The organism is Microbacterium sp. STN6, from assembly GCF_026410545.1.
In the GTDB taxonomy this organism is placed as follows: domain Bacteria; phylum Actinomycetota; class Actinomycetes; order Actinomycetales; family Microbacteriaceae; genus Root112D2.
This window is the reverse complement of sequence record NZ_JAPMIT010000002.1, coordinates 99,103-118,828: the sequence shown is the minus strand read 5'-3', so window position 1 is coordinate 118,828 and position 19,726 is coordinate 99,103. Positions and strand designations below refer to the sequence as shown.

Genomic DNA, 19,726 nt, shown 5'->3' with positions numbered 1-19,726 from the left:
GCGCGTTACCGGGGCACGGATGCGACGCTCGCGAGATACTCACGAGCGCGCGCTCGCAGCGCATCGAGGTCCCCGCCCGGCCCCTTCGCGTCGCCCAGAAGCGGGCCGCCGACGCCCACCGCGATGGCGCCACGGCGCAGGTATTCGGGCGCCTCGGCGGCGCCCACGCCCCCGACCGGCACGAACGGGATGGTGGGAAGCGGGTCGCGCAGTGCCGCCAGGAAAGCGGGCCCACCGGCCGCGCCGGCCGGGAAGAGCTTCACGCCCGCTGCGCCCGCGGCCATGGCGGCGACGCACTCCGACGGCGTCATGGCGCCCGCCAGCACAGGGATCCCGAGCTCGACTGCGGTGGCGACGCCGGCCCCGAGCGCGGGCGTCACGACGAAGCGGGCACCCGCGGCACGCGCGTCGCGCGCATCCGCTTCGGTGAGCACAGTGCCGGCACCGACCGTAGCCCGCTCCTCTGCCGCATCGACGAGCGCGCGGATCGCCTCTCCGGCTCCCGGGGTGGTCAGGGAGACCTCGAGGTGGCGCACTCCCGTCTCGACGAGCGCCAGGCCGGCGGCGAGAGCCGACGGCGCATCCGCTGCCCTGATGATGGCGAGCAGCCTCGACGACGACAGGTCTGCCAGAAAGGCCGCGGCCGATTGTGACATCACCACTCCGCCACCGACCCGTCTGCGTAGCGCCACAGCGGCGTTCGCCAGGAATGCCCTGCCTTGTCGGCCGTGCGCACCGCCTGCTCGTCGATCTCGATGCCGAGGCCAGGGCCGGTGAGTCGCTCGATGGACCCGTCGACGAACTTCAGCGGCGACTTGTCGAGCACGTAGTCGAGCACCTCGGCGCCCTTGTTGTAGTGGATGCCGATGCTCTGCTCCTGAATGAGGTAGTTCGGGGTGGCGAAGCCCACCTGCAGGCACGCGGCGAGCGCGAGCGGGCCGAGGGGGCAGTGCGGGGCCAACTGCACGTCGAAGACCTCGGCGAGCGAGGCGATGCGGCGCACCTCGGAGATACCGCCCGCGTGCGAGAGGTCCGGCTGCGCGATCGAGATGCCGGCCTGCAGCACCGGCAGGAACTCCTGACGGTTGTAGAGGCGCTCGCCCGTGGCGATGGGGATGGAGGTGAGCCGGGCCAGCTCGCCGATGATGTGCGAGTTCTCTGGCACGACCGGCTCCTCGAGGAAGAACGGTCGCAGCCCCTCGAGCAGCGGGGCCACCCGGCGCGCGTTGGCGAGCGTCAGCCTGCCATGGAAGTCGACGGCGATGTCGCGCTCGGGCCCCAGAACCTCGCGGGCGGCGGCGACGCGCTCGACGATGCCGTCGATCTCGGCGACCGTCGCCACGCGAGACATCTTGCCGCTCGCGTTCATCTTCACCGCCGTCAGCCCCACGTCGAGCTGCGCCCTGATGGCGTCGGCGACCTCGGCCGGCTCGTCACCGCCCACCCAGCCGTATGCCCGGATGCGCTCGCGAACAGCACCGCCGAGCAGCTGGTGCACCGGCACGTCGAGCGCACGGCCGGCGATATCCCACAGCGCCTGGTCGATACCGGAGACGGCGCTGGAGAGAATGGGGCCGCCGCGGTAGAAGCCGCCCTTGGTCAGAACCTGCCAGTGGTCTTCGATGGTCAGCGGATCGCGCCCCACCAGGTACTCGGCGAACTGCGTGATCGCGGTGCGAACCGACTCGCTGAACCCCTCGAGCGACGCCTCGCCCCAGCCAACGATGCCGTCTTCCGTCTCGATGCGAACGAAGAGCCAGCGCGGCGGAACGAGGAAGGTCTCGACACGGGCGATGCGAAGACCGAGCGGTTCCCCGTTCGTCGCGAGCGGCCGAACGGCGGCAGTGGTGCTCATAGTGTGGCTCAGCCCTTCGTCGCGCCTGCGGTGAGACCCGAGACGATGTATTTCTGCGTGAAAAGGGCGATGACCATGATGGGAACCGTCACGATCACGGCCGCCGCCATGAGGCCGCCCCAGTCGATGCTCGCGTACGAGACGAAGTTGAAGATCGCCACCGGCAGCGTCTTGGTATCCGCCCCCGACAGCACGAGCGCGAACATGAAGTTGTTCCACGAGAAGATGAACGCGAGAATTCCGGATGTCGCGATGCCCGGCACCGACAGCGGAAGCGTGATCCTCGTGAACGCCCCGATGGGCGTGAGCCCGTCGACCTGGGCCGACTCCTCCAGCTCGGTCGGCAGCGAGTCGAAGAACGACATCATGATGTAGACGATCAGCGGCAGCGCCACGAAGATGTGCGAGATGATCAGCACCGAGAAGCCGCCGACGAGCCGCAGGTTCGCGAAGATGAAGTACCAGGGCACGAGCAGGCTGACGCCGGGGATGATGCGGGCGAGCAGCACCACCATGGCCGAGCGGTGCATGACGAAGCGACTCATCGAGTACGCCGCCGGCACGCCGATGATCAGCGACAGCCCCGTGGAGCAGAACGCCACCCAGAAGCTGTTGAATACGAAGCTGAAGTAGTTGTCGCGCCCGAGCACGTTTCCGTAGTTCGACAGCGTGGGTGAGAACGTGAACGTCTTCGCCGCGTCGTAGATATCGACGTTCGTCTTGAACGACGACAGCAGCATCCAGAGAAGCGGCGCGACGAACACGATCACGATCACGGCGAGCGCCACGGCGCGGAACGTGCTGTAGCCGCGTCGGCGGCGACGCCTGGGGGTCGGCGGTGGGCTGCCCAAATTGCGAGTCTCTGCCCCGGTGGCCAAGGACGTCATTGCTCTTTGCCCTTCCTGCGGTACGTGACGAGCCACATCATCGCGATGATGAGGAGGAAGAAGATGATGAGCACCGCAGAGGCGACGCCGTAGTCGTTGTAGTCGAAGCTGAGCCCGTACGCGTACACGTTGAGCGTCTCGACCTCGTGGAACGAGCCGCCGCCCTTGCCCTTGGTGGCGTAGAGAATGTCGAACGTCTTCAGTGCGTCGATCGAGCGCAGCAGGATCGCCACGATCACGGTCGAGCGCAGCAGCGGCAGGGTGACGTACCAGAACCGCTGCCAGTTGCTCGCCCCGTCGATGCGAGCCGCCTCGTCCGGCTCGTCGGAGAGCGAGGTGAGGCCGGCAAGCAGAATGAGCACGACCATGGGCGTCCACTGCCAGACGTCGACGAAGATGAGCGTGGGCAGCGCCGTCGCCTCGCCCGAGAGCCACGGCTGCGGCGGGATCCCCACGTAACCGAGCAGCTGGTTGGCGAAGCCGATGTTCGGGTCGAAGATGAGCCGCCACATCATGCCGACCGCCACAGGCGTCGCCACGAGAGGCAGCAGGATCGCCACGCGCACCCAGCGCTCGCCCCTGAACGGCCGCCACAGCAGAAGCGCGATGCACATGCCGAACACGAGCTCAAGCACGAGCGCGCCGATGGTGAAGTAGAAGGTGCGACCCACCGCCGGCCAGAACCGGGTCGTGTCGGTGAGCACCTGAAGGTAGTTGGCGAGGCCGACGAAGTCGTGGTCGGCTCGCACCGACCCCTCGGCATCGGTCGCGCTCAAATAGAGCGTCCATGCCAGGGGAATGATGATGAGCAGTCCCACGATGATCATCGCGGGCGCCGCGAACAGCCACTTGCGGTGGCGGTTCGCCCAATCCGAATACGACGTCCATGCCGTGTTCGGTTTCGAGACCGTGACGGTCATCGAGTCACCTCCGAGTGCGGGTCAGCGGATGCGCGGGGCGGGCCGCCGTGGGGCGGGCGCCGAGCGCCCGCCCCACGGCCATCCGCTACTTCTCGTCGTCCAGCAGCTGCTGGAACTTGGGGTTGGCCGCGTCGGCCGCGGCATCGGAATCGCCGCCCGTGATCGCCTCGACGATGGGCTGACCCACGATCTCACGCGCCTCGGGAACCTTGATGACGAGCGGTCGGTCGTGGCCGACTCCGTTCTTCGTGCTCACCGCGATGGCCTGCGCAAGGTCCTTCGGGTAGGTCGCCGTACCCGCCGGGTCCTCCCAGACGGACTGGCGGGCGCCGGGCACGCCCTCCTTCTGGATCTCGAGCGTCATCTTCTTGCTCGTGGCCCACTGGATGAACTTCCAGGCGTTGTCCTTGTTGCTGGATGCGTCGTTGATGCCGAGCGCCCACGAGGGAACGTTGTACGGCTTCGAGCCCGCGGGGCCTGCAGGCAGCGGGGCGAAGCCGACCGTGTCAGCAACCTTGGACTTCGTCTGGTCCGTGGCGTTCTGGTAGAGGCTGTCGGCCTCCGGGTAGAACGCGGCGTTGCCCTGCGTGAAGATGGCCATGGCCTCTGACCAGCTCATGTCGGTGCTGACGTTCTTGGGCCCGTAGTCGTGAATGAGCCCGCCGTACATCTTGTACGCCGCCTTGGCCTCGGGAGTGTCGATGGAGGCCTTGCCCTTCTTGTCTGTCCACTCGCCGCCGTAGCTGTACAGGAAGCTCGAGAACTGGGTGACCGCTGCCGACTTCTCGGTGCGGGCGACGAAGCCCGCGATGCCGGGGTTCTCTTCGGAGATCTTCTTGGCCGCGGCCTTCAGGTCGTCCATGGTCTTGGGGACTTCGAGGCCGGCCTTCTCGAGCAGGTCCTTGCGGTAGTAGAGCACCTCCTGCTCGGTGATGATCGGCACGCCGACGACGTTGTCCTCGTAGGTTGTGGAGCCCACGGGGCCCGGCTGGAAGTCCTTCCAGTCCCAGCTCGAGTCGCTCTTCACGTCGTCGGTGAGGTCGGCGAGGTACTTGTTCTTCGCGAACAGCTTTCCCTCCTGAAGCGGCCGGTACATCATGACGTCGATGTCGTCGGAACCCGCGTTCAGCTTCACGTTGTACTGGTCTGAGAGCTGGTCTTCGCCGAACTGCGCGACCTTGACCGTGATGCCGGTCTTCTTCTTGAACTCCGGCAGCTTCTTCTTGATGATGTCGGTCCAGACGTGGTTCGCGAGCGTGACCCTCAGGGTCTTACTGCCGCTGTCGCCATCGCCTCCGCCGCTCGAGCAGGCCGCGAGGGCGCCGCCCGCCAGAAGAACCGCCGTCGCGATTCCTGTCATGCGCAAAACAGATTTCTTCACGTCAACTCCGTTGTCTCCGTCTGACATGCGTATCCCGTGTTCGGCACGGCGCACGTCATGCGTCTCCTCTTTGCTGGGAAAGTAGCATGAAAAAGCAGACTTATTCAACCCTTTGCTTCAACCGATATGATTTGACGCGTGAGCGACGAGGACCCGGACAAAGACGCCATCACCACGGCGGGCACCACCGTGACGGGTCTGCACGCGCGCGTGGTTGGCCAGCTGGGGGTCGCGATCTCCAGCGGCGAGATGGCGGCCGGACTCGTGCTGCGCATCGACGAGCTCGAGGAGCGCTACGGCGTCTCCCGTTCCGTCATCCGCGAGGCCCTTCGCGTGCTCGCCTCCATGGGCATGGTCTCGTCGAGGCGCCGCGTCGGCGTGCAGATCCTGCCGTCGTCAGACTGGAATCTCTACGACCCGCAGGTCATCCGCTGGCGGCTCGCCTCCCCCGGCCGCATCGCGCAGCTGCGCTCCCTCACCGAGCTGCGCTCGGCGATCGAGCCGGAGGCGGCGCGGTTGGCCGCCCTTCGTGCACCGCTCGCCAGCGCGAGCGAGCTCATGGGCCTCGCCGGCAAGCTGTGGGCCGCCGGGCAGGAGGGCCATCAGGAGGAGTTCCTGCGGCTGGACATCGAGTTCCATCGGCTCGTACTCGCCGCCAGTGGCAACGAGATGTTCGCCAAGCTGAACACGCTCGTGAGCGAGGTGCTGTCCGGCCGCACACACTACGGCCTGATGCCGAGCCATCCGCACAGCGAGGCGCTGCAGCTGCACGTCGACGTCGCCAGCGCGATCCAGCGCGGCAAGGGCGACGAGGCGAGCAGCGCGATGCTGGCCATCATGACGCGGGCGTTCGACGAGATGAGCTCCATCTGGGAGCAGGGCACCGCCCGCTGAGACGGGAAATGGGATAGGCGTTCCCGGGACCCAAAGGGTGATCCCGGGACCAGATACGACGGCTCCCGCGATGTCGTATCGGGTCCGGCCAAGGAGGGTGCCGCTCAGTGCTGGCGGCGGCGCTCCTCGGGGTCGGGCATGAGGTCGCGGATATCCGAGACGGCGGTGGCGACCACATCGGGCACGCTTGCATCCACGTCCACCACGACGCCGAGCTCGTCGGAGCCGAGACGCTCGAGCGTGGCGAGCTGCGAGTCGAGCAGGCTCGCCGGCATGAAGTGGCCGACGCGGGCCTGCATGCGAGCGTTCAGCACCTCACGAGTGCCGTCGAGCAGCAGAAACAGCGCTGCGGGGGCCTTCTCGCGGATCGCGTCGCGGTACGAGCGCTTGAGCGCCGAACAGGCGACGACGAGGCCGGTGTCGCGCGCATCCGCCATTGCCGCTCCAATGGCTTTGAGCCAGGGCCAGCGGTCGGCGTCGTCAAGCGGATGACCGGCGGCCATCTTCTGCACGTTCACCTCGGGATGCAGCGAATCGCCGTCGACGAACGGCACGCCGAACTCGTCGGCGACCTGGGCACCCACCGTGCTCTTGCCCGAACCCGAGACCCCCATCACGACGACGAGCGGGTGTTGGGCATCGACGGGTGCGTTGCTGGCCATGTTCGAAGAATCTACCGGATGCACCATGGAAGCCTCCTCGGCAATCGGCTGCCGGACGCTCGCAGGCACGGCCATCACCAGTCGTGCATCGAACCGTCGAGAAGACGGTTCACGGGCAGGTACGCGCCGGCGTACGCGAACGCGCTCGCCGCCTCGTCGTTGTAGTCGACGCCGAGGCCGGGCGCCTCGCTCGGCGCGAGCATTCCATCGCTGAACGTGTACGTCGTCTCGAACACCTCGTGCGTCACCGGGCTGTGCTGCATGTACTCCTGGATGCCGAAGTTGGGGATCGCGATGCCCAGGTGGATCGCCGCCGCAAGGCCCACCGGAGAGACGTCTGTCGGCCCGTGCACGCCGGACTTGATCTGGTACACGGCCGCGTAGTCGAAGATGCGGCGCAGCGCCGTAATGCCGCCGGCGTGGGTGACGGGCGAGCGCACGTAGTCGATGAGCTGCTCCTCGAAGAGCTGCTTGTAGTCCCAGATGGTGTTGAAGACCTCGCCGATGGCCAGCGGCGTCGTGGTGTGTTCGCGCACCCGGCGCAGCGCATCCTGGTTCTCGGCCGGCGTGACGTCTTCGAGCCAGAACAGGTCGTATGGCTCGAGGGACTTGCCGAGCTTGGCGGCCTGAATGGGCGTGAGGCGGTGGTGCGCGTCGTGGAGCAGAGGCAGTTCCGGCCCGAACTCGTTGCGCACGGCGTCGAACACCGTCGGCGCGTGCCGCAGGTAGGCACGTGTGTCCCAGGTCTCTTCGACGGGGATCGCGTTGCGCCTGGCCGGCTCGTAATCGTAGCGGGTGTCGCTGCCGGCATCCGCTCCTGCGCTCGCATTGCGGCTCGAGGCGACCCCGTAGACCGACGGCAGGCCCGGGATGCCGGTCTGCACGCGAACGGCACGGTAGCCCTCGTCGAGGTGCTCGTGGATCGAGTCGAACAGCTCGGGCAGTTCGGCGCCGGAGGCGTGGCCGTAGACGAGCAGTCCGGAGCGGCTCTTACCGCCGAGCAGCTGGTACAGGGGCAGGCCGGCGACCTTCGCCTTGATGTCCCACAGCGCGGTGTCGACGGCGGCGATCGACGCCATGGTCACGGGACCGCGACGCCAATACGCGCCGCGGTAGAGGTACTGCCACGTGTCCTCGATCTGGTGCGCGTCACGGCCGATCAGCAGCGGTGCGACGTGCTCGGTGAGGTAGGCGGCGGCCGCGAGCTCGCGCCCGTTGAGCGTGGCATCGCCGAGCCCGACGACGCCGTCGTCGGTGGTGATGCGCAGGGTGACGAAGTTGCGGCCTGGGCTCGAGACGAGTACCTCGACGTTGGCGATGCGCATGGGCGTGCTCCTGTGTCTGTGTGCGTGAAGGGTCAGAGGGATTTGCGGGCCGCGATCTCGGCGACGATGTCGGCGTGGCGTTTGTCGGTGAGCGGGTACATGAGCATGACGACGATGGCGAGCAACGACATGACGGCCGGGATCAGGCCCTCCGCCGCGCGGATTCCCCACTCGGCGCTCACAGACTGGTGCGGGGCGCCGGCCGCGTACCCGCCGAGGGCGATGGCGTACGCGGCGAGCGCGCCGCCGACCGCCTGGCCCGTCTTGCGGGTGAACGAGAAGAGCGCGTAGGTGATGCCCTCGGTGCGCACGCCGGTCTTCCACTCCCCGTACTCCACCGTGTCGGCCTCCAGCGCCCACACCAGCATGTTGACGAGCACGATGCCGATCATGGTCAGAATCAGACCGCCTACGGCGACGGGCACCATGGTGTCGGGCGTGAAGAAGACCACGAGGCCTCCCGCAATGCAGATGACGGCCGCCGCGATGTACGCGTTCTTCTTGCCGAATGTGCGCACGATTTTCGGCACGACCGCCGCCAGGCCGAGCGTCAGGGCGATCTGCACGATCGAGAGCACCGCGTACAGCGGCAGCGCGTGCAGCACGTCGCGCAGGTAGAAGAGCTCGACAGTGCTGAACGCGAGCATGCCGGTGAGGAACAGGAACGAGCTGATGCAGAGCAGCAGGAGCGGCCTGTTGTGCTTCAGCGTGGCGAAGCTCTGCTTCATGCTCACGTGCTGAACCTCGCGCTTCACGCGTTCTTTCGTCATGAATGCGGTGAACAGGTAGAGGGCCGTTCCGATCACCGCGAAGCAGAGGGTCATGGTGGTGAACATGACCTGCAGGTTCGCGCCGGGAACGATCTGGGGCGCGATGAAGATGCCGAGGAACGCACCGACGACCATGGCGCCGATGGTGCGAGAACTCGCGAGCTTCGCCCGCTCCCCCGCCTTCGGCGTCATGGCTCCGGCAAGCGAGCCGTACGGAATGTTGACGAGGCTGTAGGCGAGCCCGAGTGCGGCATACGTGATGTATGCGTAGAGCAGCATTCCGGATTCGCCGATCTGCGGCACCGAGAACGTCGCGGCGCTCAGCAGAAGAAGCGGCAGCGACCCGAACATGATGAACGGGCGGAACTTGCCGAGCCTCTTGTGGTAGACCTTGTCGACCATCCGGCCCGCAAAAACGTCGGAGAACGCGTCGAAGACGCGCACGACGAGCAGCAGGGTTCCCGCTGCCGCGGCGCTGATGCCCGCGACATCCGTGTAATACACGAGCAGGAACATCGTCGCGGTCGTGAACGCGAGGTTGTTCGCCGCGTCGCCCGCGCCGTAGCCCACGATGCTGAGCGGGCCGAGCTTCCCCCGCTTTTCACCTGCAGGGGCGGATGCGGGCGCCTGCGGCGTGCCGTTCGTCTGCACGCCGTCGCCGGCCTGCGTCGTGATCGTGGATGAGGTCATGAGGGCTCCTTCGCCGTTTCTGTGTCGCGCGCTACTTGGCGAGGCTGGTCCAGCGCGAACGCAGGGCGTGTGCGGCGGCCTTCGGGCGCCGGTCGCGGGTGAAGACGCCCTTCTTGTTGCCATCGACGCGGAATACACCGGCGGACGTCTGGAAGTCCGCGAAGTTCCACACCTGTTCGCCGACGAACGCTTCGATGCGGTCGAAGACCCGGTGGTTCATCTCGAGGTACGCCACCTGGTACTCCTCGGTCCACGGGGCGGCGAATACCGAGTGCAGCCCGGCCTGCGTGTCGGCGCCGTACTCCGTCATGATGATGGGCCTGCCGTACTTCTCCTGCCAGCCGAGCAGGTCGGCCTCGAGGTGCTTCTCTGCCGCGGCAAGGTCGCCGGTGTCGACGTACCAGCCGTAGTAGCGGTTGAGGCACATGACGTCGAAGAGGTCGGCGATGAGGTCGCTCTCGTGCGAGGCGAACATGACGTTGACGAAGGTCACCGGTCGGCTCGGGTCGAGCTCACGGGTGAGCGTGACGAGCGGCTCGAAGTACTCCCGCGCCCCCTGCTCGTTCGACGCCGGTTCGTTCGAGATCGACCACATGAGAACGCTCGGGTGGTTCTTGTCGCGCGCGATGAGCTCGCGGATCGCCTGAGCGTGCGCCTGCTGCGTCCGTTCGTTCGCGGTCTCGGGCGAGAAGGTGCTCTGCTTGACGCCGCCGAAGATGCCGCCGCCCATCGAGAGGTTGAGGCCGACGGCGGGGGTCTCGTCGATGACGACGATGCCGTGGCGGTCGGCGAACTCCATGACCTCTTCTGCGTACGGGTAGTGCGAGGTGCGGAACGAGTTGGCGCCGATCCATTCCATGAGCTGGAAGTCGTGCACGAGGTAGGCGGTGTCGTGGCCCTTGCCTCGCACGGGCGAATCCTCATGCTTGCCGAAGCCGGTGAAGTAGAACGGCGTGCCGTTGATGAGGAACTGCATGCCGCGCACCTCGACCGTGCGAACGCCGACCGGCAGGCTGTAGCTGTCGGTCACCGCGCCATCCACGAGAGCCTCGGCGACGAGCGTGTAGAGGTACGCGGCGCCGGGCTGCCATAGCGTCACGTCATCGATCCGCACAGTGCCGGCAGCGCCGGATGCCGTGCCGACGACCTTCCCAGAGGCGTCACGGATGCTGATCCGCACGTCTGCGTCAACCGTCGTCTCGACGGCGTACGCGACAAGACCGGCGCTCCCGTCGACATCCGTCGTCACGGTGATGTCGTCCACCCGCACGGCGGGCGCGCTGTACAGCCAGACCGAGCGGGCGAGGCCCGCGTAGTTGTAGAAGTCGTGCATGTAGCGCTGCCTGCGCGTGCCGTCTGCGTCGACCTCGATCGTTCCTGGTGGGATCGTCTCGTTGGTGAGCTCGTTGTTGACGGCGATGGTGAGCCGAAATTCGCCGCCGGCCGTCACCTGCTCGGTGATGTCCGCCTCGAAGGGCGTGTAGCCGCCCACGTGGTGCGCGACCCTCGCGTCGCCCACGTAGACGACGCCTTCGTGCGTTGCCGCCTCGACGCGAACGAAGACGCGCTCGCCGGCCCAGCCGCGCGGCACGCGCACCGTGCGCTGGTAGTAGACCCAGCCGACGTGGCCGCGAATGGACTCGTCGACGAAGAGGTCGTTGTAGCTGGCGGGAACGGGAGCCTCGAGCGTCGTCTCGAGCGGAGCCGCGAACCAGCGCTCGCTCTCGCCAGAGCGCTGCCGATCGACCTTGAACGCCCAGAGACCGTCGAGCGCGACGAGTTCCCGGGTGGGGCTTGACTGTGGCTTCAGCATGATGACCTTTCCGACGCGTCGATGCGGCACGTGTCTGCTGTGCGGGGTGCTCTCGTGGCTGCGATTGCCGAACGGGAACAGGCTCAAGTGAAACACGAAATGCCGGTTTTGGCAAGCGGTTGCCAAAACGACGGCGACGGATGCCGCATCCGCTTCCCCACGGTCACCCTCTTCGGCTCGCCCGCAACACCTGCTATCGTGTGCGCCAGCCGTGTTTCCACGTGGAAACACGCAGCGCGACGATGAGGACGCCATGATTGATGCACCCGAGCCTGTTTCCTCGCCTCCCGTGACGGCGGCGGCGTACGCCACTCCCCCGGCGCCGGCCCGCGCGCTGGGCGGACGAACCTGGCTCGCGATGGTTGCGGTGGGGCTGGTCGGCCAGCTCGCCTGGGTCATCGAGAACATGTACCTCAATGTGTTCGTCTACGACACGATCAGCACGGACCCCGCCGTGATCGCCGTCATGGTCGCCGCGAGCGCCATCGCGGCGACGGCCGCCACGCTGCTGATCGGCGCCTGGTCAGACAGGGCCGGCCGGCGACGGGCGTTCATCTCACTCGGCTACATCGCCTGGGGCGCCTGCACCGCCGCATTCGGGTTCGTGGGCGTGCCCGCCGGCGCCGAGCCGATCGCGGGAGCGGCGGTGATGGGCGCGATCGTGGCCATCGTCGTGCTCGATTGCGTGATGAGCTTCTTCGGCTCGGGCGCGAACGACGCATCGTTCAACGCGTGGGTCACCGACTCGACGAACCCCGGCAACCGAGGCCGTGTCGATGGCGTGCTGTCGATCTTCCCGCTCATCGCGATGCTGCTCGTCTTCGGCCTGCTCGATGGCCTCACCCGCGCCGGCGACTGGAAGCTCTTCTTCGGGATCGTCGGCGGTGTTACCGCCCTGACCGGCGTCGCCTCGTGGTTCCTGATCCGCGACCGAGCCATACCCGCATCTCGCGACAGCGTGTTCGCCGGTGTGCTGAACGGGCTTCGGCCCCGAACCATTCGCGAACGCCCCGTGCTCTACCTCACGCTCGGAATCTGGGCCGTCGTCAGCACGAGCGTGCAGGTATTCCTGCCGTACGTGATCATCTACCTGCAGCGATACCTTCGCATCGAGTCGTATGCGCTCGCGCTCGGCATCGTGCTGATCCTCGCGTCGGTGCTGAGCGTCATCGGCGGTCGCGTCATGGATCGCATCGGCAAGGCGCGTTTCCTCGCACCCGCGGTCGTGGTCTTCGCCGCGGGACTCATCGCCATGACGTTCGCACGTCAGATGCCGGTCGTCATCGCGTCGGCGACCGTCATGATGGCCGGCATGATGGCTTCGCTCGCAACCGTGTCGGCGATGACCCGCGACTACACGCCCGCTGACCGGGCCGGGGCCGTGCAGGGCATCCGCATGATTCTCGGCGTGATGGTGCCGATGATCGTCGGCCCGTTCCTCGGTGCCGCCGTGATCGCCGGTGCCGCCAACACCTACACGACCCTCGGCGTCACGCAGCCTGTTCCCGGCCCGGAGATCTTTCCCACCGCAGCCGCCGTGCTGATTCTCGTGCCCCTGTTCGCCTGGGCGAGGGCACGCGCGATCAAGAGGGGTCTCGCATGAGCCGCAGGACCGCCTGGGCAGACGGTCTCGACCCTGAGCACGTGCTCGGCGAGTACCCGCGACCGCAACTGGTTCGCGACAGCTACCTGAACCTCAACGGCCTCTGGAACTACGCCATCACGAAAGGTGCCGAGCCGCCCACGACGTGGGACGGCCGGATCCTGGTGCCGTTCTCGCCGGAGGCCGCTCTCTCGGGCGTCGATCGGCAGCTCCTGCCGGGCGAGCATCTCTGGTACGAGCGCACCGTGCAGCTGCCGGCGCACTTCAATCGCGGTCGAGTGCTGCTTCACTTCGGGGCGGTCGACCAGCACTGCGTCGTGTCCATCGACGGGCGGCAGGTCGGCGGCCATTCCGGCGGCTATCTTCCCTTCTCGATCGACGTGACGGACGCGCTCGGCGACGGCGCCGCGCACCTGTTGCGCGTCGAGGTCACCGACGAGAGCGACCGCAGCTACCACTCCCGGGGCAAGCAATCGCTTCGCAGGGGCGGCATCTGGTACACGGCTCAGTCCGGAATCTGGCAGACCGTCTGGCTTGAGTCGGTACCGACACTCTTCGTCGATCGGCTCGAGATCCGCCCTCGCCTCGACGACAAGGCCGTCGAGATCGTCGTCATGGCCGGTGGGATGCGCGGGTCCGGCGCCGCTCGTGCGGGTGACGGCGACGCGCGCGGTGCCGAGGCAACCGTCGTGCTCAGCGCCGACGGTGTCGAACACGCCCGAGCGTCGGGTCGGGCGGGGGCCGTCATTCGGCTCGCGCTCGACGATGTGAACGAGTGGAGCCCCGAGCATCCGTTCCTCTACGACATCGAGGTCACGTTCAGCGCCGACACGGTCACGAGCTATGTCGGCATGCGGTCGGTGGCCGTGGAGCGCGACTCTTTCGGCATGCCCCGCCTCACCCTCAACGGCCGGCCGTACCTGCACATCGGCGTGCTCGACCAGGGGTATTGGCCGGATGGGCTGTATACCGCGCCGTCCGACGACGCGCTCGTGCACGACATCCGTTCGATGAAGGATCTCGGCTTCACCATGCTGCGCAAGCACATCAAGATCGAGCCCTTGCGCTGGTACTACCACTGCGACCGACTCGGCATTCTCGTGTGGCAGGACATGGTGAACGGCGGTCGCGCGTACAACCCTCTCGTGATCACGACCCCTGTCCTGCTGCCCGTGCGCGTGAGCGACCGGCGTCACCGTGTCTTCGGCAGACAGGATGCCGCGGGGCGCGACGAGTACCGTGCCGAGCTCACGGCCACGGTCGAGCTGCTGCGCAACACGCCGAGCGTCGTCGTGTGGGTACCGTTCAATGAAGGCTGGGGGCAGTTCGACGCACTGGATGCCACACGTCGCATCCGCTCGCTCGACCCCGATCGCCTCGTCGACCACGCAAGCGGCTGGCACGACCAGGGTGGCGGCGACCTGCGCAGCCTGCACGTCTACTTTCGCCGAATCCGGCCCCGGCGCTCGTGGGGGCGGGACGGGCGCGCCGTCGTCATCTCGGAGTACGGCGGATACAGTCTGCGGCTGCCCGGCCACGAGTTCGGCGACCGCGAGGTCGGGTACCGGCGGCTGGCTTCCATCGCCGCCCTGACCGAGGCGTTCGTCGAGCTGCACCGCGACCAGGTACTGCCGGCGATCGACGCCGGCGTGACCGGCGTGGTGTACACACAACTTTCCGACGTCGAGGACGAGGTCAACGGTCTCCTGACGGCCGATCGCACCGTGCTCAAGCTGACTGCAGAGTCGGTGCGCCAGGTCAACCGGGAGCTGGTCGAGCGGTTCCAGCGCGTGACGGGCGCGAGGGATGCGGCGGCCGTCAGCGCATCCAGAACCGGAGGTGCCCGATGAGCCGAATGGTGGCCGAACGCGAGATCACCGAGCGCGTGCCGCTGTGCGGTGCGGATGGCCGGCTGAACCCGGCGGCGGTGGGCTGGAGCCGGCATCCGCTCATCGACACCTCGGCGATCGGTCGCGGCCGGGCAGCGTGGGGCCGGAACAAGCGCTGGGAGTACTGGGCCGTCACCACCCCAACGCACCTGCTCTCGCTCACGGTCTCGTCGCTCGACTACGCCGCCGTGCACGGCGTCATGGTGCACGACCGCCGCACGGGCGAGACCATCGAGCGCGGCGCCGTCGCACCGCTCGGCTCGAGCGCGACGCTGCCCGCATCCCTTGCCGACGGGCCCGCTCGCGCAAGGACCCGCTCGCTCTCGATCGATATCGAGGAGACCGAGGCGGGCACGCGCCTTCGTGCGCAGAGCGAGGGGGTCAGCCTCGACGTGGTGGCTGCCCGGCCTGCGGGGCATGAGGCGCTCGCGGTCGTCGTTCCGTGGTCGCCTCGCCGGTTTCAATACACGGTGAAGGATGTCGCGAGACCCGCGACCGGGCACGTGCGCGTCGGCGACACCGAGTACGACGTGCCCCGCGGCGAGAGCTGGGCCGTGCTCGATCACGGCCGCGGGCGCTGGCCGTACCGGGTGCGCTGGAACTGGGGAGCCGCGAGCGGCGTGAGCGACGGGGCCGTGATCGGGTTGCAGCTCGGCGGCCGGTGGACCGACGGAACCGGCTCGACCGAGAACGCGGTGCTTGTCGACGGCAGGCTTCACAAGATCAGCGAGCAACTCGACTGGCGCTACGACGAGCGGGACTGGCTGGCGCCGTGGCGCATTCTCGGCGAGTCGCTCGATCTTCGCTTCGAGCCGTTCTGGGATCACGTGAGCGCTACCGAACTCGTGGTGTTCGGCTCGCACGGGCACCAGTGCTTCGGCCACTATTCCGGGTGGGTCGCCACCGCCGCCGGCCGGGTTGACGTCGACGGCCTTCTCGGGTGGGCGGAAGACGTGCGCAACCGATGGTGACACGGCCGGGGCGCCCGTCGGCGCCCACCATGAAAGACGTCGCAGCGCTCGCCGGCGTCTCGTATCGCACCGTGTCGAACGTGATCAACGGGCACCGCTACATCAGCGATGCGACACGAACGAGCGTGGAGTCGGCAATTGCGCACCTGGGCTACCGCCCCCAGCTCGCCGCCCGTCAGCTGCGCAGCGGGCGCAGCAGCATGCTCACCCTGTCTGTGCCGTTCGTCTCCCAGCCGTACTTCGCGCAGCTCGCGCACGCCGTGGTCACCCACGCGGAGCACGTGGGGTACGACGTGGTCATCGACGAGACGAGGGGCCTCCTGGAGCGCGAGCGGCGTGTGGCCGCCGGCTTCGGCACCATTCTCACCGACGGCATTCTCTTCAGCCCCATGTCGATCGATCGCGAGCAGCTCGAGGCGGAACGCGGCGCGACGCCGCTCGTGCTGCTCGGCGAACGCATCCGGAGCCCTCTTCTCGACAGCGTTGTCGTCGACAGCGTTCGCTCGAGTTTCGACGCCACAACCTGCCTCATTGAACGCGGATGCCGCAGGCTCGCCTTCCTCGGCGAGGTGCCCGCCGGCTCCATCGGCGCCGCCCCCGCCCACCCGCGCGTGCGCGGCTTCCGTGAGGCGCTGCGCACCGCGGGCCTCGAGACCGACGCTCGCCACATCGTCGCCGTCTCACGCTGGGACCGATCGAACCCCGACGGCGACTACTCCAGGGAAGAGGGGTACGCGCGCACGAAGGAGCTGATCGCCGCGGGCCCGGGCCCGCTGAGCATCGACGGACTCGTCTGCGCCAACGACCTGCTCGCGATCGGCGCCCTGCGTGCGTTCCGCGAGTCAGGCATCTCGGTGCCGGGCGACGTGGCGGTCGTGGGGTGGGACAACACGGCAGAGGCCGCGTTCGCCGCGCCCGCGCTCACGACGATCGCACCGGATCTCGACGAGATCGCCCGCCTCGCCATCGACGCGATGCTGCGCAGGCTCGATGAGCCCGACGCGGAACCACGAGAACGCCTCGCACCGTATCGGCTGCTCGCGCGCGACTCCACTGCTGCCGTGTAGGCGGGGCGCCGCGCGCGGTCGGGGTCAGCGGAACGAGGCCGCTGCCGCGTCGACGGCGGCCACGAACGCCGCATCCGCCGCCAGCGTGCCATCGAGCAGGGCCACCAGGCGCGCACTGGCCCCGGCGGCATCACCCGCACGGGCGGCCTGAACGAGAGCCGACTGGGCGTCGGGAAGGTCCTCGCCCGCCGTCAGCCGGGCGACCCACGCGCCGAGCGCCCGAGCGCAGGCCGCGGCGTCTCGCCCCGCCGCCCGCTCCGACCGGGCGATGGCCGCGATGCGCACCCTCAGCTTGGTGACTCCCTCCATGCCGATCTGGGCGAGCCGGTGCTCGATGCGGGCGTTGTCGAAACGGTCAAGCAGCGCCTGGCGGTAGGAGTCGAGGTCGAGCTCCTCGGCAGGCAGGTGGTGCGCCGCCTCGTCCCAGAGCTCGTTGACCCAGGCGCGCAGCTGCGGGTCGCCGATCGCCTGCGCGACCGTCTCGTAGCCGCGCAGCGGGCCCGCGTAGGCGAGGAGGCTGTGCGCGCCGTTCAGCAGCCAGAGCTTGCGGCGCTCGAAGGGCTCGATGTCGTCGACGAATCGGGCGCCGGCGGTCTCCCAGGCGGGGCGGCCCCCGGGAAAGGCGCCGCTGAGAACCCAGTCGCGGAACGGCTCCGTGACGACGGGCGCGCGATCGATCCAGCCTGAGAGCTCGGTTGCGCGCAGCACGTCGTCGGCCGTGGTCCTCGGTGTGATGCGATCGACGGATGTCGAGACGAACGAGACGTTCGTCTCGATCCACGCGGCCGTCTCGGCGCTGACGGCGCGTGCGAGAGCGAGCAGCCCGGTACGCACGAATTCCCCGTTGTCGGGAATGTTGTCGCACGGCACGAGCGCGAGTGGTCCTGCCTGTCGCCTGCGCCGCGCGTCGAGCCCGTAGAGCAGGCGCCCGAGCGACGTCGTCGGGCCCGTGTCCGAATCCCGGCCATCAGCCACATCCGCGGAGGCAGCCGCGGGCGCATCAATGCTGGTGCCCGGCGCGCTGAGTGCCGCCGAGAGCCAGGCGATATCCGCCACGACGGCGGCATCGGTCCCGTCGGGCAGGCCGTCGCTCGTGAGCCGGTACCCCGGCTCGGTGATGGTGAGGGTCACGATCGCGGTGCTCGGAGCCGACACGAGCTCGACGAAGCGGTCCAGCCTTGCCCCGTCGACCGCCTCGACGACGCTCGTGACGGTCTCGACGCGATCGCCGGCATCCGACCGCTCGACAAGTGTGTAGAGCCCGTCCTGCGGCGCCAGCTGCTCGGCCACGGTGGCCGAACGCCCCGTGAACGAGGCGATGCCCCACTCGGCAGCGTCGTCTGCCATCGCCGTGTACCAGGCCTGGTGAGCGCGGTGGAAGGCTCCGAGCCCCATGTGCACGATGCGCACGGGCGCAGTGGCGATCGCGCCCCCGGTGCGCTCTGCGAGCGAGCGCCGGTTCAGGGCCGCGGGGAGCGCGAGCGCGGCGGCGTCGATGGCGATGGTCACAGCTTGAAGGCCTTTCGGGGAATGGCGTCGACGAGGTCGATGGCGATGCGTTCGGCGGAGGCGAGGTCGACGCGCCCTTCACGCACGAGCCGGGCGAGGAAAGCCGAGTCGAGGCGGCGGGCCATGTCGTGCCTGGCCGGAATCGACAGGAACGCGCGCGTGTCGTCGATGAAGCCAGAGCCTCGGTAGAACCCCGCGGTCTCGGTGACCGACGAACGGAACCGCTGCACCGCATCCGGTGCATCGAGGAACCACCAGGGGGCGCCGATGTACACGCTGGGGTAGAAGCCGGCCAGCGGCGCGATCTCTCGGGAATACACGGTCTCGTCGACGCTGAACAGCACCAGGTGGAAGTCCCGCGCGTTGCCGTATTTCTCCAGCAGCGGCCGCAGCGGCTCGACATAGTGCGTCGCTGTGGGAATGTCGTGGCCGGTGTCGGGGCCGAACCGTTCGAAGGTCTGCGTGCTGTAGTTGCGCACCACGCCGGCGTGCACGGTCATCACGAGCCCGTCGTCGACGCTCATGCGGGCCATCTCGAGCAGCATGTGGCCGGCGAACGCGTTCTGTTCGTCGGCGCTCGCCACGCCTCTCAGCGCACGATCGAAGAGAGCGGATGCCGCGGGCTCATCGAGATCGAGTGTGAGCGGCTGCAGCACACCGTGGTCTGCCGAGACCGCGCCATGCTCGACGAAGTAGCGTCGGCGCGCTGCGAGCGCCTCGATGTAGCCGCGGTAGTCGCCGACCGACGAACCGCTCCAGTCGGCGAGCCTGGCCACGTTATCGGCCCATCCGGCGGCCGAGGGCGTGATGTAGGCATCCGGGCGGAAGGTGGGCACCACCCGGCCGGTGAACCGCGGATCGGCCGCCAGCGCGTCGTGTGATCGGAGGTCGTCGAGGGGGTCGTCGGTGGTGGCAAGAACCTCGATGCCGAATTGCGAGAACAGCGCGCGCGGCCGGTAGGCGTCGGTGTCGAGCCGCGCCTGAATGCTCTCGAACAGGCGCTCGGCGTTTTCTGCGCTCGGCTGCTCACCGATGCCGAAGAGAGTGGCGAACGCGTGCTGCAGCCAGTAACCGGATGCGGTGCCCGCGTACAGGTACCAGTTCTCGCAGAAGGTGCGCCAGACCGCCCGCGGTTGGGCGATCCCGGCGCCCGCCCTGCCGTCCCGCGTCGGGATTCCGAGCCGCTCGAGGTCGATGCCGGCGGCGTGCATGAGCCGCGTCACGTAGTGGTCGTACCGGATGAAGAGCTCGGCGGGGTCACCGAACGGTGTGTCGTTCAGCAGCAGCGCGGGGTCGACGTGGCCGTGCGGCGACAGGATCGGCAGCGAGGCGACCGATTCGTAGAGGCCGCGCGCGACGTCGCGAGTAGCGGGGTCGGCAGGCAGCAGCCGGTCCGGGTCCAGTGCCAATGTGGCCCTCTGCTGGGTGAGTGTCATCGTCGTTCCTTCATCGAAAAGTCATCCATCTGTCAATCGGTTGCCAAACGTGCC

Annotated in this window: 16 protein-coding genes; 5 read left to right on the top strand and 11 right to left on the bottom strand. The window is 68.1% G+C overall.

Going from position 1 to position 19,726, the window contains the following annotated elements; genetic code table 11:
• Positions 1-5: 5 nt before the first annotated feature.
• From OSC27_RS05970 to OSC27_RS05950, 5 genes are all read right to left on the bottom strand, one after another.
• Positions 6-656 carry a bifunctional 4-hydroxy-2-oxoglutarate aldolase/2-dehydro-3-deoxy-phosphogluconate aldolase gene (locus tag OSC27_RS05970; RefSeq protein ID WP_267180541.1) on the bottom strand — a complete coding sequence of 217 codons (651 nt, stop codon included), beginning with the start codon at positions 654-656 and terminating at the stop codon, positions 6-8.
• Positions 656-1,855: a galactonate dehydratase gene (dgoD, locus tag OSC27_RS05965; RefSeq protein ID WP_267180540.1), complete on the bottom strand. Its 1,200-nt coding sequence runs from the start codon at positions 1,853-1,855 to the stop codon at positions 656-658. Before dgoD ends, OSC27_RS05970 begins: the two co-directional genes overlap by 1 nt.
• A gap of 8 nt (positions 1,856-1,863) precedes the next feature.
• On the bottom strand, positions 1,864-2,706 hold the full coding sequence (locus tag OSC27_RS05960; protein WP_267180539.1) for a carbohydrate ABC transporter permease: 843 nt from the start codon (positions 2,704-2,706) through the stop codon (positions 1,864-1,866).
• Between the two features lie 32 nt (positions 2,707-2,738).
• Positions 2,739-3,662 carry a carbohydrate ABC transporter permease gene (locus OSC27_RS05955; protein ID WP_267180538.1) on the bottom strand — a complete coding sequence of 308 codons (924 nt, stop codon included), beginning with the start codon at positions 3,660-3,662 and terminating at the stop codon, positions 2,739-2,741.
• 85 nt (positions 3,663-3,747) lie between these two features.
• The gene (locus tag OSC27_RS05950; protein ID WP_267180537.1) at positions 3,748-5,043 is read right to left on the bottom strand and encodes an ABC transporter substrate-binding protein; all 1,296 of its coding nucleotides are present in this window, start codon (positions 5,041-5,043) and stop codon (positions 3,748-3,750) included.
• Between the two features lie 138 nt (positions 5,044-5,181).
• On the opposite strand from OSC27_RS05950, the gene OSC27_RS05945 reads away from it, so the two are divergent.
• Positions 5,182-5,937: a FadR/GntR family transcriptional regulator gene (locus OSC27_RS05945; protein ID WP_267180536.1), complete on the top strand. Its 756-nt coding sequence runs from the start codon at positions 5,182-5,184 to the stop codon at positions 5,935-5,937.
• A 104-nt stretch (positions 5,938-6,041) separates the two neighbouring features.
• On the opposite strand, the gene OSC27_RS05940 is transcribed toward OSC27_RS05945, so the two are convergent.
• The 4 genes from OSC27_RS05940 to uidA form a co-directional block, all read right to left on the bottom strand.
• Positions 6,042-6,599, bottom strand: coding sequence for a gluconokinase (locus OSC27_RS05940; RefSeq protein ID WP_267180535.1), 558 nt, complete (start codon positions 6,597-6,599; stop codon positions 6,042-6,044).
• Between the two features lie 74 nt (positions 6,600-6,673).
• Positions 6,674-7,924, bottom strand: a complete 1,251-nt coding sequence (gene manD, locus OSC27_RS05935; RefSeq protein ID WP_267180534.1) for a D-mannonate dehydratase ManD — start codon at positions 7,922-7,924, stop codon at positions 6,674-6,676.
• A gap of 32 nt (positions 7,925-7,956) precedes the next feature.
• Positions 7,957-9,384, bottom strand: coding sequence for a glucuronide transporter (gene uidB / locus OSC27_RS05930; protein WP_267180533.1), 1,428 nt, complete (start codon positions 9,382-9,384; stop codon positions 7,957-7,959).
• A 31-nt stretch (positions 9,385-9,415) separates the two neighbouring features.
• A complete protein-coding gene (gene uidA / locus OSC27_RS05925; protein ID WP_267180532.1) occupies positions 9,416-11,293 on the bottom strand; it encodes a beta-glucuronidase in 1,878 nt (625 codons plus the stop codon).
• Between the two features lie 157 nt (positions 11,294-11,450).
• Between uidA and OSC27_RS05920 the strand changes: the two genes are divergently transcribed.
• From OSC27_RS05920 to OSC27_RS05905, 4 genes are read left to right on the top strand one after another with little or no spacing between them, the layout of a single operon-like run.
• Positions 11,451-12,800, top strand: coding sequence for an MFS transporter (locus tag OSC27_RS05920; RefSeq protein WP_267180531.1), 1,350 nt, complete (start codon positions 11,451-11,453; stop codon positions 12,798-12,800).
• Positions 12,797-14,650, top strand: a complete 1,854-nt coding sequence (locus OSC27_RS05915) for a glycoside hydrolase family 2 protein (protein WP_267180530.1) — start codon at positions 12,797-12,799, stop codon at positions 14,648-14,650. Before OSC27_RS05920 ends, OSC27_RS05915 begins: the two co-directional genes overlap by 4 nt.
• A complete protein-coding gene (locus tag OSC27_RS05910; RefSeq protein WP_267180529.1) occupies positions 14,647-15,660 on the top strand; it encodes a DUF2804 domain-containing protein in 1,014 nt (337 codons plus the stop codon). Before OSC27_RS05915 ends, OSC27_RS05910 begins: the two co-directional genes overlap by 4 nt.
• A gap of 29 nt (positions 15,661-15,689) precedes the next feature.
• Positions 15,690-16,727 carry a LacI family DNA-binding transcriptional regulator gene (locus tag OSC27_RS05905; protein WP_267180528.1) on the top strand — a complete coding sequence of 346 codons (1,038 nt, stop codon included), beginning with the start codon at positions 15,690-15,692 and terminating at the stop codon, positions 16,725-16,727.
• Between the two features lie 24 nt (positions 16,728-16,751).
• Here the strand turns inward: OSC27_RS05905 and OSC27_RS05900 are convergent, their stop codons facing one another.
• Together OSC27_RS05900 and uxaC are read right to left on the bottom strand one after the other, a co-directional pair.
• Entirely contained in the window at positions 16,752-18,236 is a 1,485-nt protein-coding gene (locus OSC27_RS05900) for a mannitol dehydrogenase family protein (protein WP_267180527.1), read from the bottom strand.
• Entirely contained in the window at positions 18,233-19,672 is a 1,440-nt protein-coding gene (uxaC, locus tag OSC27_RS05895) for a glucuronate isomerase (protein ID WP_267180526.1), read from the bottom strand. The genes OSC27_RS05900 and uxaC overlap by 4 nt, the downstream gene beginning before the upstream one ends.
• Positions 19,673-19,726 lie beyond the last annotated feature (54 nt).

Excerpts from the sequence above, each read along its gene's own strand:
- OSC27_RS05970 (WP_267180541.1), bottom strand. The coding sequence starts at position 656 with ATGTCACAATCGGCCGCGGCCTTTCTGGCAGACCTGTCGTCGTCGAGG.
- dgoD (WP_267180540.1), bottom strand. The coding sequence starts at position 1,855 with ATGAGCACCACTGCCGCCGTTCGGCCGCTCGCGACGAACGGGGAACCG.
- OSC27_RS05955 (WP_267180538.1), bottom strand. The coding sequence starts at position 3,662 with ATGACCGTCACGGTCTCGAAACCGAACACGGCATGGACGTCGTATTCG.
- OSC27_RS05940 (WP_267180535.1), bottom strand. The coding sequence starts at position 6,599 with ATGGCCAGCAACGCACCCGTCGATGCCCAACACCCGCTCGTCGTCGTG.
- manD (WP_267180534.1), bottom strand. The coding sequence starts at position 7,924 with ATGCGCATCGCCAACGTCGAGGTACTCGTCTCGAGCCCAGGCCGCAAC.
- uidB (WP_267180533.1), bottom strand. The coding sequence starts at position 9,384 with ATGACCTCATCCACGATCACGACGCAGGCCGGCGACGGCGTGCAGACG.
- OSC27_RS05920 (WP_267180531.1), top strand. The coding sequence starts at position 11,451 with ATGATTGATGCACCCGAGCCTGTTTCCTCGCCTCCCGTGACGGCGGCG.
- OSC27_RS05915 (WP_267180530.1), top strand. The coding sequence starts at position 12,797 with ATGAGCCGCAGGACCGCCTGGGCAGACGGTCTCGACCCTGAGCACGTG.
- OSC27_RS05910 (WP_267180529.1), top strand. The coding sequence starts at position 14,647 with ATGAGCCGAATGGTGGCCGAACGCGAGATCACCGAGCGCGTGCCGCTG.
- OSC27_RS05905 (WP_267180528.1), top strand. The coding sequence starts at position 15,690 with ATGAAAGACGTCGCAGCGCTCGCCGGCGTCTCGTATCGCACCGTGTCG.
- uxaC (WP_267180526.1), bottom strand. The coding sequence starts at position 19,672 with ATGACACTCACCCAGCAGAGGGCCACATTGGCACTGGACCCGGACCGG.